Source organism: Synechococcus sp. NOUM97013, assembly GCF_014279815.1.
In the GTDB taxonomy this organism is placed as follows: domain Bacteria; phylum Cyanobacteriota; class Cyanobacteriia; order PCC-6307; family Cyanobiaceae; genus Synechococcus_C.
Window position 1 is genome coordinate 869,887 of sequence record NZ_CP047941.1, and the last position, 16,540, is coordinate 886,426.

15 protein-coding genes and 1 tRNA gene are annotated in these 16,540 nt (G+C 56.6%); 5 read left to right on the forward strand and 11 right to left on the reverse strand.

Features of this window, described 5'->3' with window-relative positions; genetic code table 11:
- Window positions 1-72 precede the first annotated feature (72 nt).
- The 5 genes from SynNOUM97013_RS04470 to SynNOUM97013_RS04490 all read right to left on the reverse strand — a co-directional run bounded on the left by SynNOUM97013_RS04470 (window position 73) and on the right by SynNOUM97013_RS04490 (window position 6,026).
- A complete protein-coding gene (locus SynNOUM97013_RS04470; protein ID WP_186480946.1) occupies window positions 73-426 on the reverse strand; it encodes an acylphosphatase in 354 nt (117 codons plus the stop codon).
- Window positions 375-1,772: a cobyrinate a,c-diamide synthase gene (locus SynNOUM97013_RS04475; protein ID WP_186480947.1), complete on the reverse strand. Its 1,398-nt coding sequence runs from the start codon at window positions 1,770-1,772 to the stop codon at window positions 375-377. The genes SynNOUM97013_RS04470 and SynNOUM97013_RS04475 overlap by 52 nt, the downstream gene beginning before the upstream one ends.
- 44 nt (window positions 1,773-1,816) lie before the next feature.
- Complete coding sequence (locus SynNOUM97013_RS04480; RefSeq protein ID WP_186480948.1) at window positions 1,817-3,100, reverse strand: glucose-6-phosphate dehydrogenase assembly protein OpcA; 1,284 nt, start codon at window positions 3,098-3,100, stop codon at window positions 1,817-1,819.
- Between the two features lie 42 nt (window positions 3,101-3,142).
- On the reverse strand, window positions 3,143-4,666 hold the full coding sequence (gene zwf / locus SynNOUM97013_RS04485; RefSeq protein ID WP_186480949.1) for a glucose-6-phosphate dehydrogenase: 1,524 nt from the start codon (window positions 4,664-4,666) through the stop codon (window positions 3,143-3,145).
- A 175-nt stretch (window positions 4,667-4,841) separates the two neighbouring features.
- The gene (locus SynNOUM97013_RS04490; RefSeq protein WP_186480950.1) at window positions 4,842-6,026 is read right to left on the reverse strand and encodes a phycobilisome linker polypeptide; all 1,185 of its coding nucleotides are present in this window, start codon (window positions 6,024-6,026) and stop codon (window positions 4,842-4,844) included.
- Window positions 6,027-6,185: 159 nt separating this feature from the next.
- Between SynNOUM97013_RS04490 and SynNOUM97013_RS04495 the strand changes: the two genes are divergently transcribed.
- Complete coding sequence (locus SynNOUM97013_RS04495; protein WP_186480951.1) at window positions 6,186-6,707, forward strand: SRPBCC family protein; 522 nt, start codon at window positions 6,186-6,188, stop codon at window positions 6,705-6,707.
- Window positions 6,708-6,843: 136 nt separating this feature from the next.
- Here SynNOUM97013_RS04495 and SynNOUM97013_RS04500 read toward each other — a convergent pair.
- Window positions 6,844-6,916: transfer RNA gene (locus SynNOUM97013_RS04500), tRNA-Glu, on the reverse strand.
- 41 nt (window positions 6,917-6,957) lie between these two features.
- A complete protein-coding gene (locus SynNOUM97013_RS04505) occupies window positions 6,958-8,109 on the reverse strand; it encodes a histidine kinase (RefSeq protein ID WP_186480952.1) in 1,152 nt (383 codons plus the stop codon).
- Between the two features lie 103 nt (window positions 8,110-8,212).
- On the opposite strand from SynNOUM97013_RS04505, the gene SynNOUM97013_RS04510 reads away from it, so the two are divergent.
- From SynNOUM97013_RS04510 to SynNOUM97013_RS04525, 4 genes are all read left to right on the forward strand, one after another.
- Window positions 8,213-8,785: a hypothetical protein gene (locus SynNOUM97013_RS04510; RefSeq protein ID WP_186480953.1), complete on the forward strand. Its 573-nt coding sequence runs from the start codon at window positions 8,213-8,215 to the stop codon at window positions 8,783-8,785.
- Window positions 8,786-8,839: 54 nt separating this feature from the next.
- Complete coding sequence (locus tag SynNOUM97013_RS04515) at window positions 8,840-9,298, forward strand: cAMP phosphodiesterase (RefSeq protein ID WP_186480954.1); 459 nt, start codon at window positions 8,840-8,842, stop codon at window positions 9,296-9,298.
- 154 nt (window positions 9,299-9,452) lie between these two features.
- Window positions 9,453-12,083: an aminopeptidase N gene (gene pepN, locus SynNOUM97013_RS04520; protein WP_186480955.1), complete on the forward strand. Its 2,631-nt coding sequence runs from the start codon at window positions 9,453-9,455 to the stop codon at window positions 12,081-12,083.
- Window positions 12,084-12,183: 100 nt separating this feature from the next.
- Entirely contained in the window at window positions 12,184-12,387 is a 204-nt protein-coding gene (locus SynNOUM97013_RS04525) for a hypothetical protein (protein WP_186480956.1), read from the forward strand.
- Window positions 12,388-12,458: 71 nt separating this feature from the next.
- Here SynNOUM97013_RS04525 and SynNOUM97013_RS04530 read toward each other — a convergent pair whose 3' ends face one another.
- The 4 genes from SynNOUM97013_RS04530 to SynNOUM97013_RS04545 all read right to left on the reverse strand — a co-directional run bounded on the left by SynNOUM97013_RS04530 (window position 12,459) and on the right by SynNOUM97013_RS04545 (window position 16,519).
- Window positions 12,459-12,980: a hypothetical protein gene (locus SynNOUM97013_RS04530; RefSeq protein ID WP_186480957.1), complete on the reverse strand. Its 522-nt coding sequence runs from the start codon at window positions 12,978-12,980 to the stop codon at window positions 12,459-12,461.
- Window positions 12,981-13,738: 758 nt separating this feature from the next.
- Window positions 13,739-14,569, reverse strand: coding sequence for a tetratricopeptide repeat protein (locus tag SynNOUM97013_RS04535; RefSeq protein ID WP_186480958.1), 831 nt, complete (start codon window positions 14,567-14,569; stop codon window positions 13,739-13,741).
- A 102-nt stretch (window positions 14,570-14,671) separates the two neighbouring features.
- Entirely contained in the window at window positions 14,672-15,046 is a 375-nt protein-coding gene (locus SynNOUM97013_RS04540) for an AbrB family transcriptional regulator (protein ID WP_186480959.1), read from the reverse strand.
- A gap of 387 nt (window positions 15,047-15,433) precedes the next feature.
- Window positions 15,434-16,519 (reverse strand): glycoside hydrolase family 10 protein, encoded by a 1,086-nt coding sequence (locus SynNOUM97013_RS04545; RefSeq protein WP_255442981.1) that lies wholly within the window; start codon window positions 16,517-16,519, stop codon window positions 15,434-15,436.
- Window positions 16,520-16,540: the final 21 nt, after the last annotated feature.

Sequence of the window (16,540 nt, forward strand, 5' to 3'; positions counted from 1 at the left end):
TGCAATTTTGCGAAGGATCGCATGTTTCCCACTGCACTCACTCAGCAAATCAATGGTTGGTGAGCAGTTGCTTCAGCTTCGGATCTCAAACCAGTCGTCGCCGGTGATCGGGATCTGGGATGGCCTTACCAGGCGAACTCGCGCATGACTGGGGCCCTGCTCACACCAAAGCCGCATTTCGTTGAGAGGTAACGACTCGCCCTCCACCTGAACTTCCACCCGTCCATCAGCGAGATTGCGCACCCAGCCACTGAGTCCAAGCTCCATGGCGCGTCGCCTGCAGGCCTGCCTGAAGCCCACCCCTTGAACGTGTCCTTCCACCAGAAAGCGCCAGCGCTCCCGCAAACGGTTGATCCGTGGGCGATTGCTTCGGCTTACCCAACGGCGTTGTTCCGACTCGCTGCGGCCGCGAGTGCGGCGCGCCATCGGCATGAGATCGTCGAGGATCCGGCCCAGTGGAGGTGGACCCAGCTTGCGTGGAGGTTGGGTCTGTTCCATCCCTCAGCTCTTCGCTTGATCTTCCAACCTTCAACTTGCCACAGCGGTCCTGTTTTGCCCATCGCGGCATCGGCTTCTTGGCTCAAGTTCCAGCGATGAAACTCATGGCCTTTGAGTTGTTCGCCTTGGCGCATGAGCAGTGTGTCGCTCGTGACTTCGAGCGTGCGATAGCCCACCTGCAGTCGGCCTCGCTTGGCTTCAAAGGGCAGTAACCCCGCCATTGGATGCTGTCGGCCCTCAGGATCAGCCAGGTTCTGGCCGAGCAGCAACATGCCGCCGCATTCAGCATAGATCGGTTTCGCCTGAATCCAGGCATGCAGGCCTGAGAAGCTTTGTTTGCAGCCGCTGAGTCGGTCGGCATGCAGTTCCGGAAAGCCCCCCGGCAGCACCAGCCCCTTGGCCTCCTCAGGCGGTGGAATATCCGCCAATGGGCTCCAGGGCAGCACCGGCATGTTGAGGGCTTCCAGGCACTCCTGCATCTCTGGATAACGGAAGTGGAAGGCTTCGTCCTGGGCCACCGCCACAGGCAGGGCAGGCAGTGGCTCTGAAGCAGTGAGGGCAGGGCTGAGGGCGGTCTGTATGGGGTCGGGACCGGCAGAGGGAGCCTTGAGCAGCTGTAGGAACACATCCATCGCCAGATGCTCTTCAGCAAGTTCGGCCCAGCGGTCGAGTCGTGGTGCGAGCTGGCGCAGTTCATGGGCTGGTGCCAGGCCAAGGTGGCGACTGGGGAGATCCAGGCTGGGATCCTTCGGTAGGCACCCGAGGCAGCGCGCGCCGATCTGTCCGAGCACCTCCTCCAGCAAGTCCCGATGACGCAGGCTGTTGACCCGGTTCAGGACGACACCCGCTAGCTGTAGGCGAGGGTCGAGTGCTCGGAAGCCGGCCACCAGAGCGGCGAGTGAGCGGGCCTGCCCTCCGGCATCCACCACCAGCACCACGGGTCGTTCCAGTTGGATCGCCACATCGGCGCTGCTTCCTTCCGAACTGGAGCCAATGCCGTCATAGAGACCCATAACGCCCTCAATCAGGGCTAGGTCGCAACGCCCTCCGTAGCCGTTGAAACTCAGATCAATCCAGGCCTTGCCACAGAGCGGCAGGTCGAGATTGCGGCAGGGTCGCCCTGCTGCAAGTGTGAGGAGCTGCGGGTCGAGATAGTCAGGCCCAACCTTGAAGGGTTGAATGCTGAGCTCGTGGCGCCTCGCCCAGGCGATCAGACAGAGGCTGAGCAGGGTTTTGCCACTTCCGCTCGCCGGAGCAGCGATCACGCAGGCCATGGGCTGAGCGGAACAACGACATCAGGTCCCGCTCAGCGGGGGGTTCAGCTGATCAGCTTGGCAGCCAATGGAGCCGCAGCCGCCAAGAGTGGGTTGGTGGAGTCATGGCCACCTTCCAGCAGCCGGGACACATCGGCTTCCACAGGAAGATGCTGCACCGGCACAACCTCTTCAATCAGCTCCAGGCTGGCCATGCCGCCGGCTTCGAGGCGCATGCAGCCTCCGGACTCAGCGCAGAGAATCACGCAGATCGCCGGTTGGTCGTCGGGTTTGCAGATCAGACGCAGTCCCACGATCTGGCCGGGATGGATGCTGGGCTGACCCATGGGAACCGGTGCTACACGCATCTTCACCGCGGTGCCATCAGGACGCTTGAACGTGGCGGTGATGCTTTGATCGGAATGGTGTGCATGGTTGTCCAGCGTCCAACCCAGGCGATCTGCGATCCAGGAGCCCAGCAGCAGGCCTTGCACCGGGTGATTGCCTTCCACATCAATGTCGAGCTGCACCACGTGGCCCAGGGCATCACGCCGGTGTGGTGGATCAAACACCATCGCCAGCGTCTGATGCCAACTGCCCAGACGCAGCCAGTTGAGATCATTCACGGCCTGATGGGCCGCGATTCGGTCGGCAAGAAGATTGAGGCAGTGCCTGGGCTCTCCTAGCGCTGAATCAAGGATCAGTCGCCGGGGTGCACTGGCCAGTTGTTCCAGCAAATCGGGGGCTTCATCGAGGGCTCCGTTCCACCACACCCAAGCCGGCAGATCATCGGGCAATAGCGGATCAAGAATCGACAGACCTTGCTGCAGAGACGGTTTGCCACCACGCAGGACCACCACGTCACCGCATGCTGCTGTGCCACCACCCTCCTCTGGCAGCGGGCAATAGGCGGCCACCAGGGTTTCCAGCTGTTGCTCTGTTTTGAGGTTGGGTGCCAGCGTGATCAGCCGGCGTGGCCGCAAGTGGCTGAGGACCGCATCCACATGCTGACCACGCAGATCTTCACTGGTGTGGTCGCCATCCATCTGACTCAGGCAACGGGCCACGTCCTGGGTCAGTGGTGGGGTGCCGATGGGCAGGTCGCCGTCGATCACGGCTTGCCGTCCCGCTTCGATCAGCTGCGTTCGTTGCACACCGGTGATGGGTCCATCCAGTCGCCCCGTCCGCACCAGTTGCTGTTCCACCCAGGCCGGCTGCCAAATCAGTAGGCAGAAGGTGTGGGCTCCGACGTTGTTGGGCTGATCGCGTGACCAGAGCTGTTCCAGGTAGCTGGGCACTTCCGAAGGGGGAAGTTCCAGTGGGGTCTGAAGGGTGAGCTGAGGAGACATGGCAAACCGTGGGATGGAGCAGGTCGGAGTGGGCGGATCAGGTCAGGGTCGGCGCCACAGCAATCCGTCGCGTGCGAGCAGAGCATCAGAGGCGGCGGGGCCCCAGGTGCGGGATTCATAGGGATGGATCGGCAGCTGCCATGGGCTGTCTTCGATCAGTTCCAGCAGGGGGGTGTACAGGCGCCAGGCCGCTTCCACCTCATCACTGCGGGTGAACAGGGTTGGATCGCTCAGCATGGCGTCGGCCAGCAGTCGCACATATCCCTCATCGGAAGGTTCTCCAAACGATTCGTCGTAGGAGAACTCCATCTCCACCGGGCGGCTGCGCATGCCGGAACCGGGTGACTTCACTTCGAACTTGAATTCAGCACCCTCATCGGGCTGAATGCGCAGAATCAGTTGATTGGCGGTGGGCCCGCCACCGGCGGCATCGAACAGATGCACCGGTGCTTCACGGAAGGTGAGCACCACTTCGCTCAGTCGTTTCGGCAGGCGTTTCCCTGTCCTCACATAGAAGGGCACCCCCTGCCACCGCCAGTTGTCGATAAACAGCTTCATTGCCACATAGGTCTCTGTGGTGCTGTTGGGATCCACCCCGTGTTCCTGGCGATAGCCAGGCAAGGGGGATTCCTGGGTGCCTCCTGGTCCGTACTGTCCGCGGATGCAGCAGTTCCAGGGTTCGTTCTCATCCGCGAGACGTGCGGCCTGCAGAACCTTGGCTTTTTCACTCCGGATCGCTTCAGGGTCGAAGCGACCGGGGGTTTCCATGGCCGTGATCGCCAACATCTGGGTGAGGTGGTTTTGCACCATGTCCCGGAGCGCACCGGAGGTTTCGTAGTAACCAGCGCGTTCCTCCACTCCGACCGTTTCTGCTGCTGTGATCTGGACGCTTGAGATGTAGTTCCGGTTCCAGATCGGCTCGAAAATGGTGTTGGCGAACCGCAGAACCATGATGTTCTGAACAGTTTCCTTGCCCAGGTAGTGGTCAATGCGGAAGATCTGATTTTCCTGTCCGCAGCTTTGAACCACGCGATTGAGAGCCTGGGCACTGCTGTAGTCCCGACCGAAGGGCTTCTCGATCACCACCCGGCTGCGTTGGGGGTCTTTGAGCAGGCCAGCATCGGCGAGGGCACGGCAGCCACCCGCGTAGAACTTTGGAGATACCGATAGATAGAACGTGCGGTTGTTCCGGGTCGCCCTCAACCGGTCGATTTCATGCAGCCGATGCCCCAGCTTCACCAGATCTTCGGGTTGCTGGAGATCCACCGGTTCGTAAAACATGCCCGCTGAGAACTGTTCCCAGGCCTCGGGGCTCTCCGCAATGGTGTCTTCCATTGCAGCAGCCATCTTCTGTCGGAAGTCGGCATCACTCCATGGCCGGCGCGCGCAACCGAGCAGCGCGAACTCACTGGGCAGTCGTCGTTGCTTGAAGAGTTCAAACAGCGCAGGCACCAGTTTGCGGTGGGTGAGGTCACCACTGGCCCCGAAGATCACCAGGCACTGTGGGGCGATCACGCGCTCTTGACGCAGGCCCACCCTCAACGGGTTCGTGATCGTTGCGCTCATGGCACTGCAATCTCTGTCGCAGGTTTAACCAGGAATCCTCGAGATGACAGTGCCCCCGGCACATCACGCCATGTTTTGTCGCCGTCTCGTCACAACTTCGACACCCATCAAAAAACCCGCCTTGCGGCGGGTTCGGAGCGTCTGAACCAAGCGATGGCTCGGTTTTGAGCGGCAATCAATAGGTTTCAACGTGCCAGCGGTCGGCTTTTTTCAGTTGAGGGCGCAGTTCCGACCAGTCGAGCCCTTTGGCAGCAGCAGCAGCGGTCATGGCTTCATCAATGCCGGGTTCCATGCCGCGCAGACCGCACATGTAGACGTGCGTTTTGGGATCTTCGATCATCGCGAAGATTTCATCAGCATGCTCCAAGACACGATCCTGGATGTACATGCGACCACCTTTGGTGTTCTGCTGCTCGCGGCTGATCGCCTTGGTGTAGCGGAAGTTGTCAGGGAATTCAGTCTGATAGTGCTCGAAATCGCCGTCGTAAAGAAGGTTTGGAGTTTTGGGAGCGCCCATGAACAACCACGCTTTACCGCGGAAGTTCCAACCGTTCTTCTCACGCTCGGTGGGTTCGAACATGCGACGTAGGTAAGTGCGCATCGGCGCAATACCCGTGCCAGTGGCCAGCATGATCACATTGGCTTCCTCATCATCGGGAAGCAGCATCTCTTTGCCGACAGGACCGGTGATCTTCACCTTGTCCCCTGGCTTGATGTCGCAGAGGAAAGTCGAGCAAACACCTTTGATCTGCTCGCCGGCTTCGTTCTGATATTCGAGTTGACGAACGCAGAGCGAAACTGTGTTGCCCGCCATGTTGTCGCCATGGCGGGTGCTGGCGATCGAATAAAGACGAAGCTTGTGGGGTTTGCCTTTGGCGTCTGTGCCCTCGGGGATGATGCCGATGGACTGACCTTCGACGTACTCAAGATGGGGGTCGCCACCGCTGAGGTCAAAGGTGATGTGCTGAACCCGGCCGATGGCCCCTTCATCGAGAAGGCTGTAGTTCTCGGTGACGGTGCCGATGAAAGGAGATTTCGGCTTGTAGAGATTGACGGGCACGGAGTTGTGAGCAGGTTTGGCGGGCTTGGCCTTGGATGCGGTGGGTTTCGCAGCAGCTTTGGCGGGCGTCGGCTTGGGGGCCGGTGCATCAGATAGTGCTTGGACAGGAGCGCCTGCAGCCGTTACCGACTGAATGCGTCCACCGGCAGCATTGATGCGTTGGACAGTGGCCTGTAACTGGTTATAGGCAACATTGATGCGTTGTTCGGATCTGCGTTGAGAACCGGACTGCAGCCCAACGATGACCAACGTGAACATCCGTTCGTTGTAGTTGCTGGTACCCGCCGAACTGACACGCATGAGTGAAGGCTTCCCGCTTTTGACCGCGCGATCATAGGCGTGACGACTCGATTCCTCACCCAGCTGTCACAGGGTTGTCTCGGATCATTGGCTGGACGGTCAGCACACTTTCATTAGGATCCGGTTGTTACCTTTCTCAGGTTGAACTTCGCCGACTCCTTGACGACTCTTCAGCGAGCAACCCGAGGCCGTCAGCAGACGATCGAGCAGACCGTCGAACGTCTGCCTCAGGGAGTGAGGCGTCTCGCTGTTCAACTCCGCACCAGCTACAGCGTTGACCAGCTTTGGCAAGTGTTGACTGATTACGAGGGTCTCAGCAATTTCATCCCCAATCTCAGTCAAAGCTCACTGCTGGAACGGAAGGGAAATCGAGTCACCCTCGCTCAAGTAGGTAGTCAGCAACTGGTTCTTGGTCTGAAATTTTCGGCTGAAGTTCAGCTCGAGCTCACCGAGCACCGCCCAGAAGGCTTCCTGCAATTCCGGATGACCAAAGGTGATTTCCGCCGGTTCGAGGGGGCGTGGCGACTGCAGTCCGTGCCGGATCAAACCCTGCTGCTCTACGAGCTCACTGTTCAAGGCTGTTTAGGAATGCCCATCGGGCTGATTGAACAGCGCCTTCGTCAAGATCTCAGCGCCAATTTGCTGGCGGTTGAGTCAGAAGCTGCGCGTCGATTCGCTTGAATTAGTCCGCGAATTCTTCCTTTTGCTGTTGGATTTAGCGAAATTTCAGCGTTTCACAACCGTGAAGCTGTGATGTCTTTGTCATAAAAAAACACTCACCGGGGTGAGTGTTAGTAAATGATGACTGAAAAATCAGTACCCCCAAGGGGATTCGAACCCCTGTCGCCTCCGTGAAAGGGAGGTGTCCTAGGCCTCTAGACGATGGGGGCGAGGCCGTGATCTCAGGAGATCTCCTGAGCACCAGATGAAATTACGGGTCGGACGGACCCTCCGTCAAGACAGTTGTTGACTTCTCTTGCCCCTGTCCTTGCCAGACAGGAACGTTGAAGGTGAAGCACGCACCCTTGCCTGGTTCTGAAACCACCCAGATCCGTCCGCCGTGCACTTCAACGATGCGTCTGCAGACGGATAAGCCGACGCCGAAGCCGGACGTTCCCCCTGAGGTCTGCGGAAGGCGAACGCGGTCGAGAAAGATGCGTTGCTGCTCTGCCTCAGGAATGCCGGGCCCACTGTCACTGACGCTGACCTGAACCCATTGGTTGGTGCGATGCACCAGGGCCAAGGAAATCGTTCCACCGTCTTGGGTGTATTTGAGTGCGTTCTCCAGAAGGTTGAGAATCACCTGACGCATGCGTCGCTGATCGGCATACACCAGGGGCAGATCTGCTGGGATGTCGGTGTTCACCGTCACATCTCGGCCCAGCCAGAGTTTCTCCAGTTCAAGAATGGCTTCGGCCGCCAGGCTTGCGAGATCGAGTCGTTGCGGGTTGAACAGGGCTTCCCAGCGAGTGCTTCCCACCTCCAGAAGGTCTTTGGAGAGCAGGGCGATCTCCTCAAGCCGCCGTTTCAGCACGTCGCGGAAACGATTGAGATCGATCTGCCCCAGTTGCTGGCTCTGCACGGCGAGCGTGGCAGCGGTCAGTGGGGTACGCAGCTCATGGGCCACCATTCGCAGCAACCGCTCCTGGGACTGCAGCCGGTCGATCAGTGTTTCGTTCTCCTGACGTAGCACCAGCAACTGGTCTTCGAGCTGGAGTTCGCGCTGGGTTCGGCTGCCGTCCAGTTCGGTGGGCTTGAGGCTCAAGCCAAGACCACTGACGACTTCATCCTGTTGCCAGCGTGGCACCCAGCCGCGCAGCTGCTGAAAGATGCTGCTGCCGGCGAACACCTGTTTGGGCAGTGGTTGCAGTTTGACCAGTGCCGGCGTCACCACAAGCCGATGCAGTTCAAGCAGTTCCGGCTGCTGGACCGGATCTGCCACCTGGAGTGTCACGTCAAAGCCGCAGTCCTCATGCTCCAGAAACTGGATCAGTGACCGCAAGTCACCACTGGAGAGGTGATGACGACCTGCAACGAGGAGCAGTGTCAGCTGTTGACGTGGTGTGGGATCGATCCCGACCACCAGGTGAGGCTCCGAAAGATGAGCCTCACCTTATGGGTTTTTGCAAAGCGCAGCAGAACCGCTAAGACGATTTTGAACAGACTGTTGTCAGGTCACGCAGTTCATGCCCCTTCTCCCCGTTGAACGCCGCGGTGCTCAGCCTCCAGACGGAGAGCCTCCGGTTTCAACGCGGGTGCATCTCGACAGCAATCTGCGCAGGTGGTTTGCGCGCAACCTCGGCCTCTGGCGGTCACGCCGTCAATATGTGTTCAAAAACGAGGAGGTTCTCTTCCTCGACATGATGATTCGAGTCGAAATCTTCGCTGAATCAAGAGTTGGCAAGCCGCGTTACCGGATGAGTTGGTGGCCGGAACACGAAACCGACTTTTTTGAGCGCAAACCCCGTTACCAGCGGGAGGGGGTGATGGAAGCCACTCTGCTGGGCCATCAGCTTCAGCGCAGTCGTGCCTATCTCGAAGAAGTGGAAGCGCGCACGCAGATCCGTCAGGTTGATGAGCATGAAGTGGTGTTCGAGTCGCATTACCTCGATTGGGATGTGCAGGAATACACCCGTCTGATTGATCAGGATCGGTTCCGTTCCCGTGCCATCTACAGCTGGCAGAAAGGGGAATTGGAGATTGTTGAACACCACCATGAAACGCGTCTGGAGGATGCATCAGCGCCCATCCCCAGCTGATCGCCGAGGACGGTTTGCATTCAGTGCTGAAGCAGGTGGTGCGGAACCGTTCAAATGCGGCACCATGGCCGCATTCTTAAGTCAGGACTCTTGACTTCTATCCGTCGTTTCCGTGCAGCGCTGGCTGCTCCCCTGGCTCTGATGCCGATCCTGCTGGGAGGTCCCGCAGTATTCGCCCAAGCGTCCGGTCAGGCTACGAAGCCTGCGTCCAATGAAGACGTGTTCCTCTATCGCGGCATGGGGTCGTCCTACGTCTGCAATGCCCGTTCGGCTGGGATTGAGTTCCCCAAGGCGGTCGGCATCGCCGCTGCCACCTATGTGCAGCTGTTGAATGGCCGTCACGGTGGCCTCGTTGCATCCGCTGGTAACAAAAAGCTCACCAATGAACAGCTGTTCGCCGGGGCTGAATTTCAGATCATCACCGGTGCGATGCAGTTCTGTTCCGACCTCGTCCCTGCGGACGTGAAAAAGAAGGTGGATGAAGCGATCAAAAAGCAGGCTGGCGCCAACTGAGATCAACACTGACCCAACCTGATTGTCCCGGCGGTTGCAGCGTTGCAGCTTCCGGGATTTTTGTTGATGGAGGGCCGCCTGTCGTCTGGGTGAGGTTTTCCCTCCCACCGGTTGCTGCTGATGCCAGGCAGGATCAGCAAAGCATGAGTTGCTCATGGTTTCCGCCGCCGCACCCCAGCCCACGGTTCGTCTGAGTGACTACCGCCCGTATCCGTTTCGCATTCCTGCAATCGACCTGAATGTGGTCGTGGGCGATGCGCTTGTGACCGTGACGGCTGCGTTTCAAGTGGAACCGATGGATGCTGTGGCTTCCACGGCCATGGAGCTTCGCGGTGTTGATCTCGAGCTCGTGTCCATCACGATCGACGACCAGCCTCTCCCTCAGGAGGCCTATTCACTGACGGGTGGCGGGTTGGTGATCCGGAACCCACCCACGCAACCCTTCAAACTCACGACCGTCAGTCGCCTTAACCCCAAGACCAACACGTCGTTGGAGGGGCTGTATGTCAGTGGTGGCATGCTCACGACGCAGTGTGAGGCCGAGGGCTTCCGGCGGATCACCTTTCACCCCGACCGCCCCGACGTGTTGAGCCGCTTTCGCGTGCGCATTGAGGCGGACCGCCAGCGCTACCCCGTGCTGTTGTCCAACGGCAATGCGATCAGTGTGGAACCCCTGGCTGATGATCCCTCGCGCCATGTGGCGGTCTGGGAAGACCCATTCCCTAAGCCGTCTTACTTGTTTGCGCTTGTTGCTGGTGACCTCAGGGAGATTCGCGATCATTACGTGACCGCGTCGGGTCGTGACATCACCCTCAGGCTTCATGTGGAAGCGGGTGATGAACCGTATACGGCCCATGCCATGGCATCACTGAAACGGTCGATGTCCTGGGATGAATCGGTCTATGGCCTGGAATATGACCTCGATGAATTCAACACCGTCGCTGTGCGCCATTTCAATATGGGCGCGATGGAAAACAAGGGGTTGAATATTTTTAACTCCAAACTGGTGCTTGCCGATGCTGAGTCGGCTACGGATGGCGAACTGGAACGGATTGAAAGTGTTGTTGGGCATGAATATTTCCACAACTGGTCCGGCAATCGCATCACTTGCCGTGACTGGTTTCAGTTGTCATTGAAGGAGGGCCTCACCGTTTTCCGAGATCAATGCTTCACCGCTGATCTGCACTCAGAACCATTGAAACGGATCGAAGATGCAGCGATGCTTCGCAACACTCAGTTTCGGGAAGATGCCGGGCCCACAGCCCATCCGGTGAAGCCCGATGCGTACCAGGCAATTGATAATTTCTACACCACAACGATCTATGAAAAGGGTGCAGAACTGATCCGCATGTTGCGCACGTTGCTGGGCCCCGAGCGGTTCATGCAAGGAATGCGCCTCTATTTCAAGCGTCATGACGGTGAAGCCGCCACCACGGAAGATTTCGTCACCGCCATCGTCGAAGGAGCCTCCTCCGACGGTCAGTCTTTGGGATTTGACCCCGATCAATTCCGCCGTTGGTATCACCAGGCCGGGACGCCCCGAGTCACGGTCAGCTCGCAATGGAACGGAGAAGACGGGCGACTGACGCTCACCCTGGAGCAGATCACCGCCCCCACGCCGGGGCAGCCTGAGAAGCTGCCGCTGGTGATCCCAGTGCTCTGGGCCGCCATTCGTCCCGACGGTCGTCCTGGAAAGGAACACTTGCTCGTGCTTGATCAGCAACGACAGACGCTGGTGGTGGAGGGCTTGCCTCCGGCAGTCCAGCCCCCTGTTCTCTCGCTGTTCCGCAATTTTTCTGCGCCGGTCACCTGGGATGCTGCTCAGTCGACGGACGATCTGTTTGCCCTGTTTGCAGGGGATGACGATGCTTTCGCGCGTTGGGATGCCGGTCAGCAGCTCTGGAAACAACTGATGCTGGCTCGTGCTGCCGGCACGCCTGCCCTGGCGCTGGAGGCGCGGATGCTGGAGGCGCTGCGTCAACTGTTGTCTCAGCAGGGTGAGAACGATCCAGCTGTTTTGGCCACGCTGCTGGCGTTTCCTGGACAAGCGGAACTGGAAGCGCTCCAGACCGAAGCAGATCCTCCGGCTCTGGAACGCGCTGCCTGCGAACTGCGGGAGCATTTTGGGTCGCAGTTGGCATCGCTGCTGCAAGCCCGTCTGGATGCTGTGGCTTCAGGGCTGGAACAGGTTTGGCCAGCCGGCCAGGGTGAGCGCCAACTCACCGGCGTGATCTGGAGTTGGCTTGCGGCCGCTGGCGATACCACGGCACGGCTTTCGTCCGTTGCGGCGGTCAATGGTGCGTCGATGACGCTGGCACGATCAGGCTTGCGGGCCTTGCAACCGTTGGATTGTCCTGAACGGGATCAGGCGTTGAAAGCGTTTCACGACCGTTGGCAGGAGCGCCCCGTGATTTTTGACACCTGGTTTGCCCTGGAAGCATCCACGCCACGCACTGATGCATTGGAGCGGGTGGCGGCCTTACTGGAACATCCCAAATATGACCCGATGGCCCCCAATTCCGTGCGTGCGGTTCTTGGCGGCCTTGTGGGCAACCCCAGGGTTTTCCATGCACTGGATGGCAGTGGTTACCGATTCATGGCTGAGCAGATCATTGCTGTGGATCAGCGCAACCCCATCACGGCCTCTCGCCTGGCCAAGGTGTTCAGCCGCTGGCGCACCTACGGCATTGAGCGCCAAGCGGCGGTGAAGCAGGCGCTGTCTGTGCTTTCTGACGCAGACCTGTCCACGAACACGCGCGAAGTGGTCAGTCTGATGCAGGCCTGATGCTCCGGACGCCGGATTGCCTCGGTGTGAACTGGCCGCAATCCAGTTCAATGTTGCGCATTCATGGCTACCAGAAGAGTGTCCCTCCTCTTCAGGGGTCATGGATTACAACTACGCGGTGTTCTGGCATGTCCCTCAGGGAGGGGCAGGCATCGATCGTCTCAGGGTTGCCGATGCTGATGAAGCACGCTGCACCTGCAGTGAACGTCATCCAGGCGCGATCCTGGCAGCTTTCAAAAAAACGCAGTTCACTCCTGATCAAGTGAATCATGTGTTCCTTGATTGGTTGAATTCGGTGGTTTGAGGTTTGAGTATTCCCTTATTCAGTCGTCTCGGATGTGAAGAAATCTGTTGTCGTCTTTTTTATTTTCGTCATCAACAGAGGTCTGGGATGGCGATGAACTCAATCGGAACTTCTGTGTTCGGTGCAATGGCACCGTCTGGGAAAGGGGGTCTTGAATGGAATTCAACATAAGAGGGAGGATCGAAAAAAGATCCAAAAAAGACGTTGGCATAACTTCCGTCCTCGAGCTTGTATTGAAAACCATTCTTGCTGAGTTGTGCCTTGTCTTCTCGACTGAAAATGGATTTGATTCTGTTGTCACCCTCGTACGGATCGTTGCCCGGGATGGATTGCCCTGCTGGGACTAATCCCGTGATCTGATCTCCATTGTGCGAGCCAACGATGGCGAGGATTTCATGCCATCCCTCACCATCATGATCGAAATCTGTTGCGATTTTTCCATGCGCTCTGATCAACTGGTCATCGTCATCATTCCTTGTTTGGTAGCTCCAATCCCAGATCAGTACAGATTGAGTTAGCCATGGTGATGCTCTTAAAGCAGAAAAAACGCAGTTGATTGGAAATGTAGGTGTCTCTGGGGCATTCTTGGGCATTGTTCAATCATCCCGTGGCTCTGAAAGTGGAACTTGGGTTGGGTTCCGTTCCTGCCTGTGGAACTTGAATCCACCGCTCAGTCCTTTGAGCTCTTCTTCGGTCAGCTCTTCATGGGGCAGGTTGCTGCTGTCCGTCTCGTGTTCGGTACCTGTTTCAGACATTGCTATGGCCATGACCTCCCTAGTGATAGCAGCTTTGTCTGCTGGCAGACTCCTGTACGCACGCAGCGGCCAGAGGTAATGGCCTCATGCAGTGGTTGGGGCTCGTCTTTCCAATAGTCTTCCGCTTCTTTAGCGATGTCTCTGGACGTGTTCTCATGATCACTTTGCCTGATCTTGGCACCACTGTTGCCTACACCTCGAAGCTTTCCATTGAGCTTGAGCCTCCTGGGCGTTTGATTTCAACGGGACGAGGAAGGACCGAGGGAGGCTTTATTCATAAGCTTTTCAAAGGTCGGTGTGTTGAAGTCGGTGAATGAGTGTTTAAGGAAGTTGCTGATCATGATGATCGCGATCTGCAAAGAGTCTTACCCGCCACTGGATTAGTTCGCGACTCGATGATGTTCTTAAGTGCGTTCTTCGATAGAGGCTTGTCGATTTGCGGTTCTCGTTTTTTGTAAAGCCTTTCTGCGAAAGTCTGCCCCCTCTTTGCCACTATGAACTCCCCATAATCCTTCCCAATAAAAGCACCCCCTGAGGTGAGGAGTGCCTTCTGAACTGAAAGGGATAACCTTTTCCTCTCATTCAAGGAACATCCTCTAACACTGTTGTATCACCCATTTTTCAGGTTCTTTCTCTCCTGACTCTGCTGCTTTTCTCCAATCATCACATGCACCCTGAAGATCATTCATCAATTCTCTTGCAATGCCACGGTTTACATAAGCAGAAGTATTCTGAGGATTAATCTCTAGTGCCTTGTTGTAATCAGCAACTGCTCCCTGATAATCACCCAAATTTGACTTAGAATTGCCACGGCTCTCGTAGGCATCGCTATATCTAGGATTGATTTCAATTGACTTGTTATAATCAGCAATTGCCCCTTGATGATCTTCTAGATTGGACTTGGCATTTCCTCTATTGTAATAGGCAAGGGCAAGCTTGGGATTAATCTCTAGTGCCTTTTTGTAATCAGCAATTGCTCCCTGATCATCACCCAAAATAGACTTAGCATTACCGCGATTGTAATAAGCAACAGCATCTTTGGGATCCACTTCTATTGCCTTGTTGTAATCAGCAATTGCCCCCTGATAATCTCCTAATGCAGCCTTGGCAGCGCCGCGGTTGTGGAGCGCATAAGCATACTGAGGATTGATCTCAAGTGCCTTCGTGAAATCTGCAATGGACCCTGGATAATCTCCTGATTTAGTCTTGGCGACACCACGATTAAGGAAAGCAGAGGCATCCTGAGGATTGATCTCTATTGCCTTGCTGAAATCAGCTATTGCTCCTTGATAATCACCTTGTTCATATTTGTCTACTCCACTGTTGAACGAATTGTTTGCCAATGGGTTCGCATAAGCGGTAATCACTGACGACCCAAGCGCAAGCAAAGACAGTGCCGCAGCAATGACATTGGTTTTACGAGACATCAAATAGGTCTTCTTCTTTCACCAGGATAAGAAGGATCCTGGAACAGACATGAAAAAGGCACCCCCTGAGGAGTGCCGGCTGAACTGAGTTGAATTAGAGGATCACTCCTCTTCGCCTTCCTCATCTTCAGCTCCCATAGGAACCAGAGTTACACCCTTCTTCTTAGAAAGCTTGATAGTGAATTCATCACCCACTTGAAGGTCTAGGAGTTGGGTATAAGCCTTTCCAATCAGAAGGTTTCCATTGCCCTGAACCACTGCCTTGTAGGAGAGCTTCCTGCCTCCCTTACCCATCTTCTCTGAACCACCTAGTTCTAGGCCTTTGGCTTCTAGGAGAGCGAGATAGAAATCAGTGAAGTTGATTCTTTCGCCACCATCCTTCTTTGTGGAGACATATCCACAGGCCTTTGCCATCTCACCCTTCGAGGCATCTGAAAGTGCCTTTACCTGCGCGAGTAGATCAGCTCCAGTGAGCATTGTTTGGGTGGGTGATGGGGATATCTAAAAGGTGCCATATCCCTCATCTGAAACAAGTGTTCCTGGTGTTACTCCCCACCAAACCGAATCCCAGTAGCACTTATTGAAACTCACTATCAAGAAGAGATTTGAGTGAGATAGATTGGATTCTCAATCAGGAGTTGTCTGATTCCTGATATGAATCCATATCACTGGTTATCTGGGTTGGTTTCCCTCTCGTAGTCACCCTTCAGGCACCCTCTGTAACCCTTCCAGAATCCTCTGCAACACCCCTTTTTTGGGGGTTATGTGTTGAGTGTTGTGACCAGTTTCTTTCCGTTTTTCCGTTCCTCTTCCCTCTGGCTCCAGTGTGACTCCTCTTTTGAGTTGTTCTAAAGATATAAACAATTAGTTCTGAGAACCCAGTTGCTTTAGGGCTTTTCTCCTGTATTCAGAACCTTCTTTCCCTGAGTGAACACCCCACAATCCTTCCCAATAAAAGTAGATTACGCCGTAACCTTGTTCATTGCTCAGTCGTTTTTTCTCGGCAAGAACTGGAATTGGTGTTGTGCGTTTGCCGAAACCCGCGAGCACGCCAATTTGCACAGGAAGTCCCCACTGTCGGGCTTTGCGTATAGCAGGCTGATTCAGGTCTTTGGCAAAACCTTGCAAGGAATAGGCGTAGTTCTGAACGACCAGATCATCGATCAGTTCGCCCACAGCCCACAGCTCCCAGTCTTGGAGCCAGTGGTTGTAGGCAAAACGAAAGGGGCCCGGCGACAGGCTGATGCGCTGAGGTATGGATTCTTGTTTGAGTCGCTGGCGCAGTTCACGCAGCAAGCCGGTGAGTTGGCGTCGCCTCCATGTCATCCAGTAGCGGTTGGTGTGATCTTGTGGGGGTGGTGCTCCTGTCTCCTGTTCGTACAGGGTGGAGGTGTAAGCGTCGTAGCCAAATTCCACAGGCCACGCGAAGTGATCATCCAGCTGAAGGCCATTCACGCGACAGCGTTGCATCACTTCCATGACCAACCCGATGAAGCGTTCTCGCACGTCCGGATGCGCTGGATTCAGCCATGACATCTGCTTGCCGTGCATGGTCATGCTGCGGCTGCCGTCCGCTTTGGCGAGTACCCATTCGGGGTTGTCTTGAACCACGGCTGCGTCGGCCGGTTCCATCAGGCCATATTCGAACCAGGGAATGATCTTCATGCCTCTCTGGCGCGCTTCTTTCGCCAGGGTGCAGATGGGATCGAGCTCAATACCAGCTTTGATCAAGGCTGGTTCGACGGGGGCAAAACGGCTGCGGTGGAAGGTGGTGCCTCGACTCCAAACGTTCGGATAGATGGCGGTGAACCCTGCAGCTTGCAGTTCGTTCAAAGCCCGAGTCATTTCCGCACGGTCGTAATACAACCGGCTTGGGCTGTTGGTGAGCCAGACCCCGAGAGTTCGCTTGCGTTGAACAGTGGGCAGACCGGCTGCAACAGGTGCACCCATCCACACTGCGAGCAACCCTGC

Excerpts from the sequence above, each read along its gene's own strand:
- SynNOUM97013_RS04530 (WP_186480957.1), bottom strand. The coding sequence starts at position 12,980 with ATGCCCAAGAATGCCCCAGAGACACCTACATTTCCAATCAACTGCGTT.
- zwf (WP_186480949.1), bottom strand. The coding sequence starts at position 4,666 with ATGAGCGCAACGATCACGAACCCGTTGAGGGTGGGCCTGCGTCAAGAG.
- SynNOUM97013_RS04515 (WP_186480954.1), top strand. The coding sequence starts at position 8,840 with ATGCGGCACCATGGCCGCATTCTTAAGTCAGGACTCTTGACTTCTATC.
- SynNOUM97013_RS04510 (WP_186480953.1), top strand. The coding sequence starts at position 8,213 with ATGCCCCTTCTCCCCGTTGAACGCCGCGGTGCTCAGCCTCCAGACGGA.
- SynNOUM97013_RS04525 (WP_186480956.1), top strand. The coding sequence starts at position 12,184 with ATGGATTACAACTACGCGGTGTTCTGGCATGTCCCTCAGGGAGGGGCA.
- SynNOUM97013_RS04535 (WP_186480958.1), bottom strand. The coding sequence starts at position 14,569 with ATGTCTCGTAAAACCAATGTCATTGCTGCGGCACTGTCTTTGCTTGCG.
- SynNOUM97013_RS04470 (WP_186480946.1), bottom strand. The coding sequence starts at position 426 with ATGGCGCGCCGCACTCGCGGCCGCAGCGAGTCGGAACAACGCCGTTGG.
- SynNOUM97013_RS04540 (WP_186480959.1), bottom strand. The coding sequence starts at position 15,046 with ATGCTCACTGGAGCTGATCTACTCGCGCAGGTAAAGGCACTTTCAGAT.
- SynNOUM97013_RS04490 (WP_186480950.1), bottom strand. The coding sequence starts at position 6,026 with ATGCGTGTCAGTTCGGCGGGTACCAGCAACTACAACGAACGGATGTTC.
- pepN (WP_186480955.1), top strand. The coding sequence starts at position 9,453 with ATGGTTTCCGCCGCCGCACCCCAGCCCACGGTTCGTCTGAGTGACTAC.
- SynNOUM97013_RS04480 (WP_186480948.1), bottom strand. The coding sequence starts at position 3,100 with ATGTCTCCTCAGCTCACCCTTCAGACCCCACTGGAACTTCCCCCTTCG.
- SynNOUM97013_RS04545 (WP_255442981.1), bottom strand. The coding sequence starts at position 16,519 with ATGGGTGCACCTGTTGCAGCCGGTCTGCCCACTGTTCAACGCAAGCGA.
- SynNOUM97013_RS04475 (WP_186480947.1), bottom strand. The coding sequence starts at position 1,772 with ATGGCCTGCGTGATCGCTGCTCCGGCGAGCGGAAGTGGCAAAACCCTG.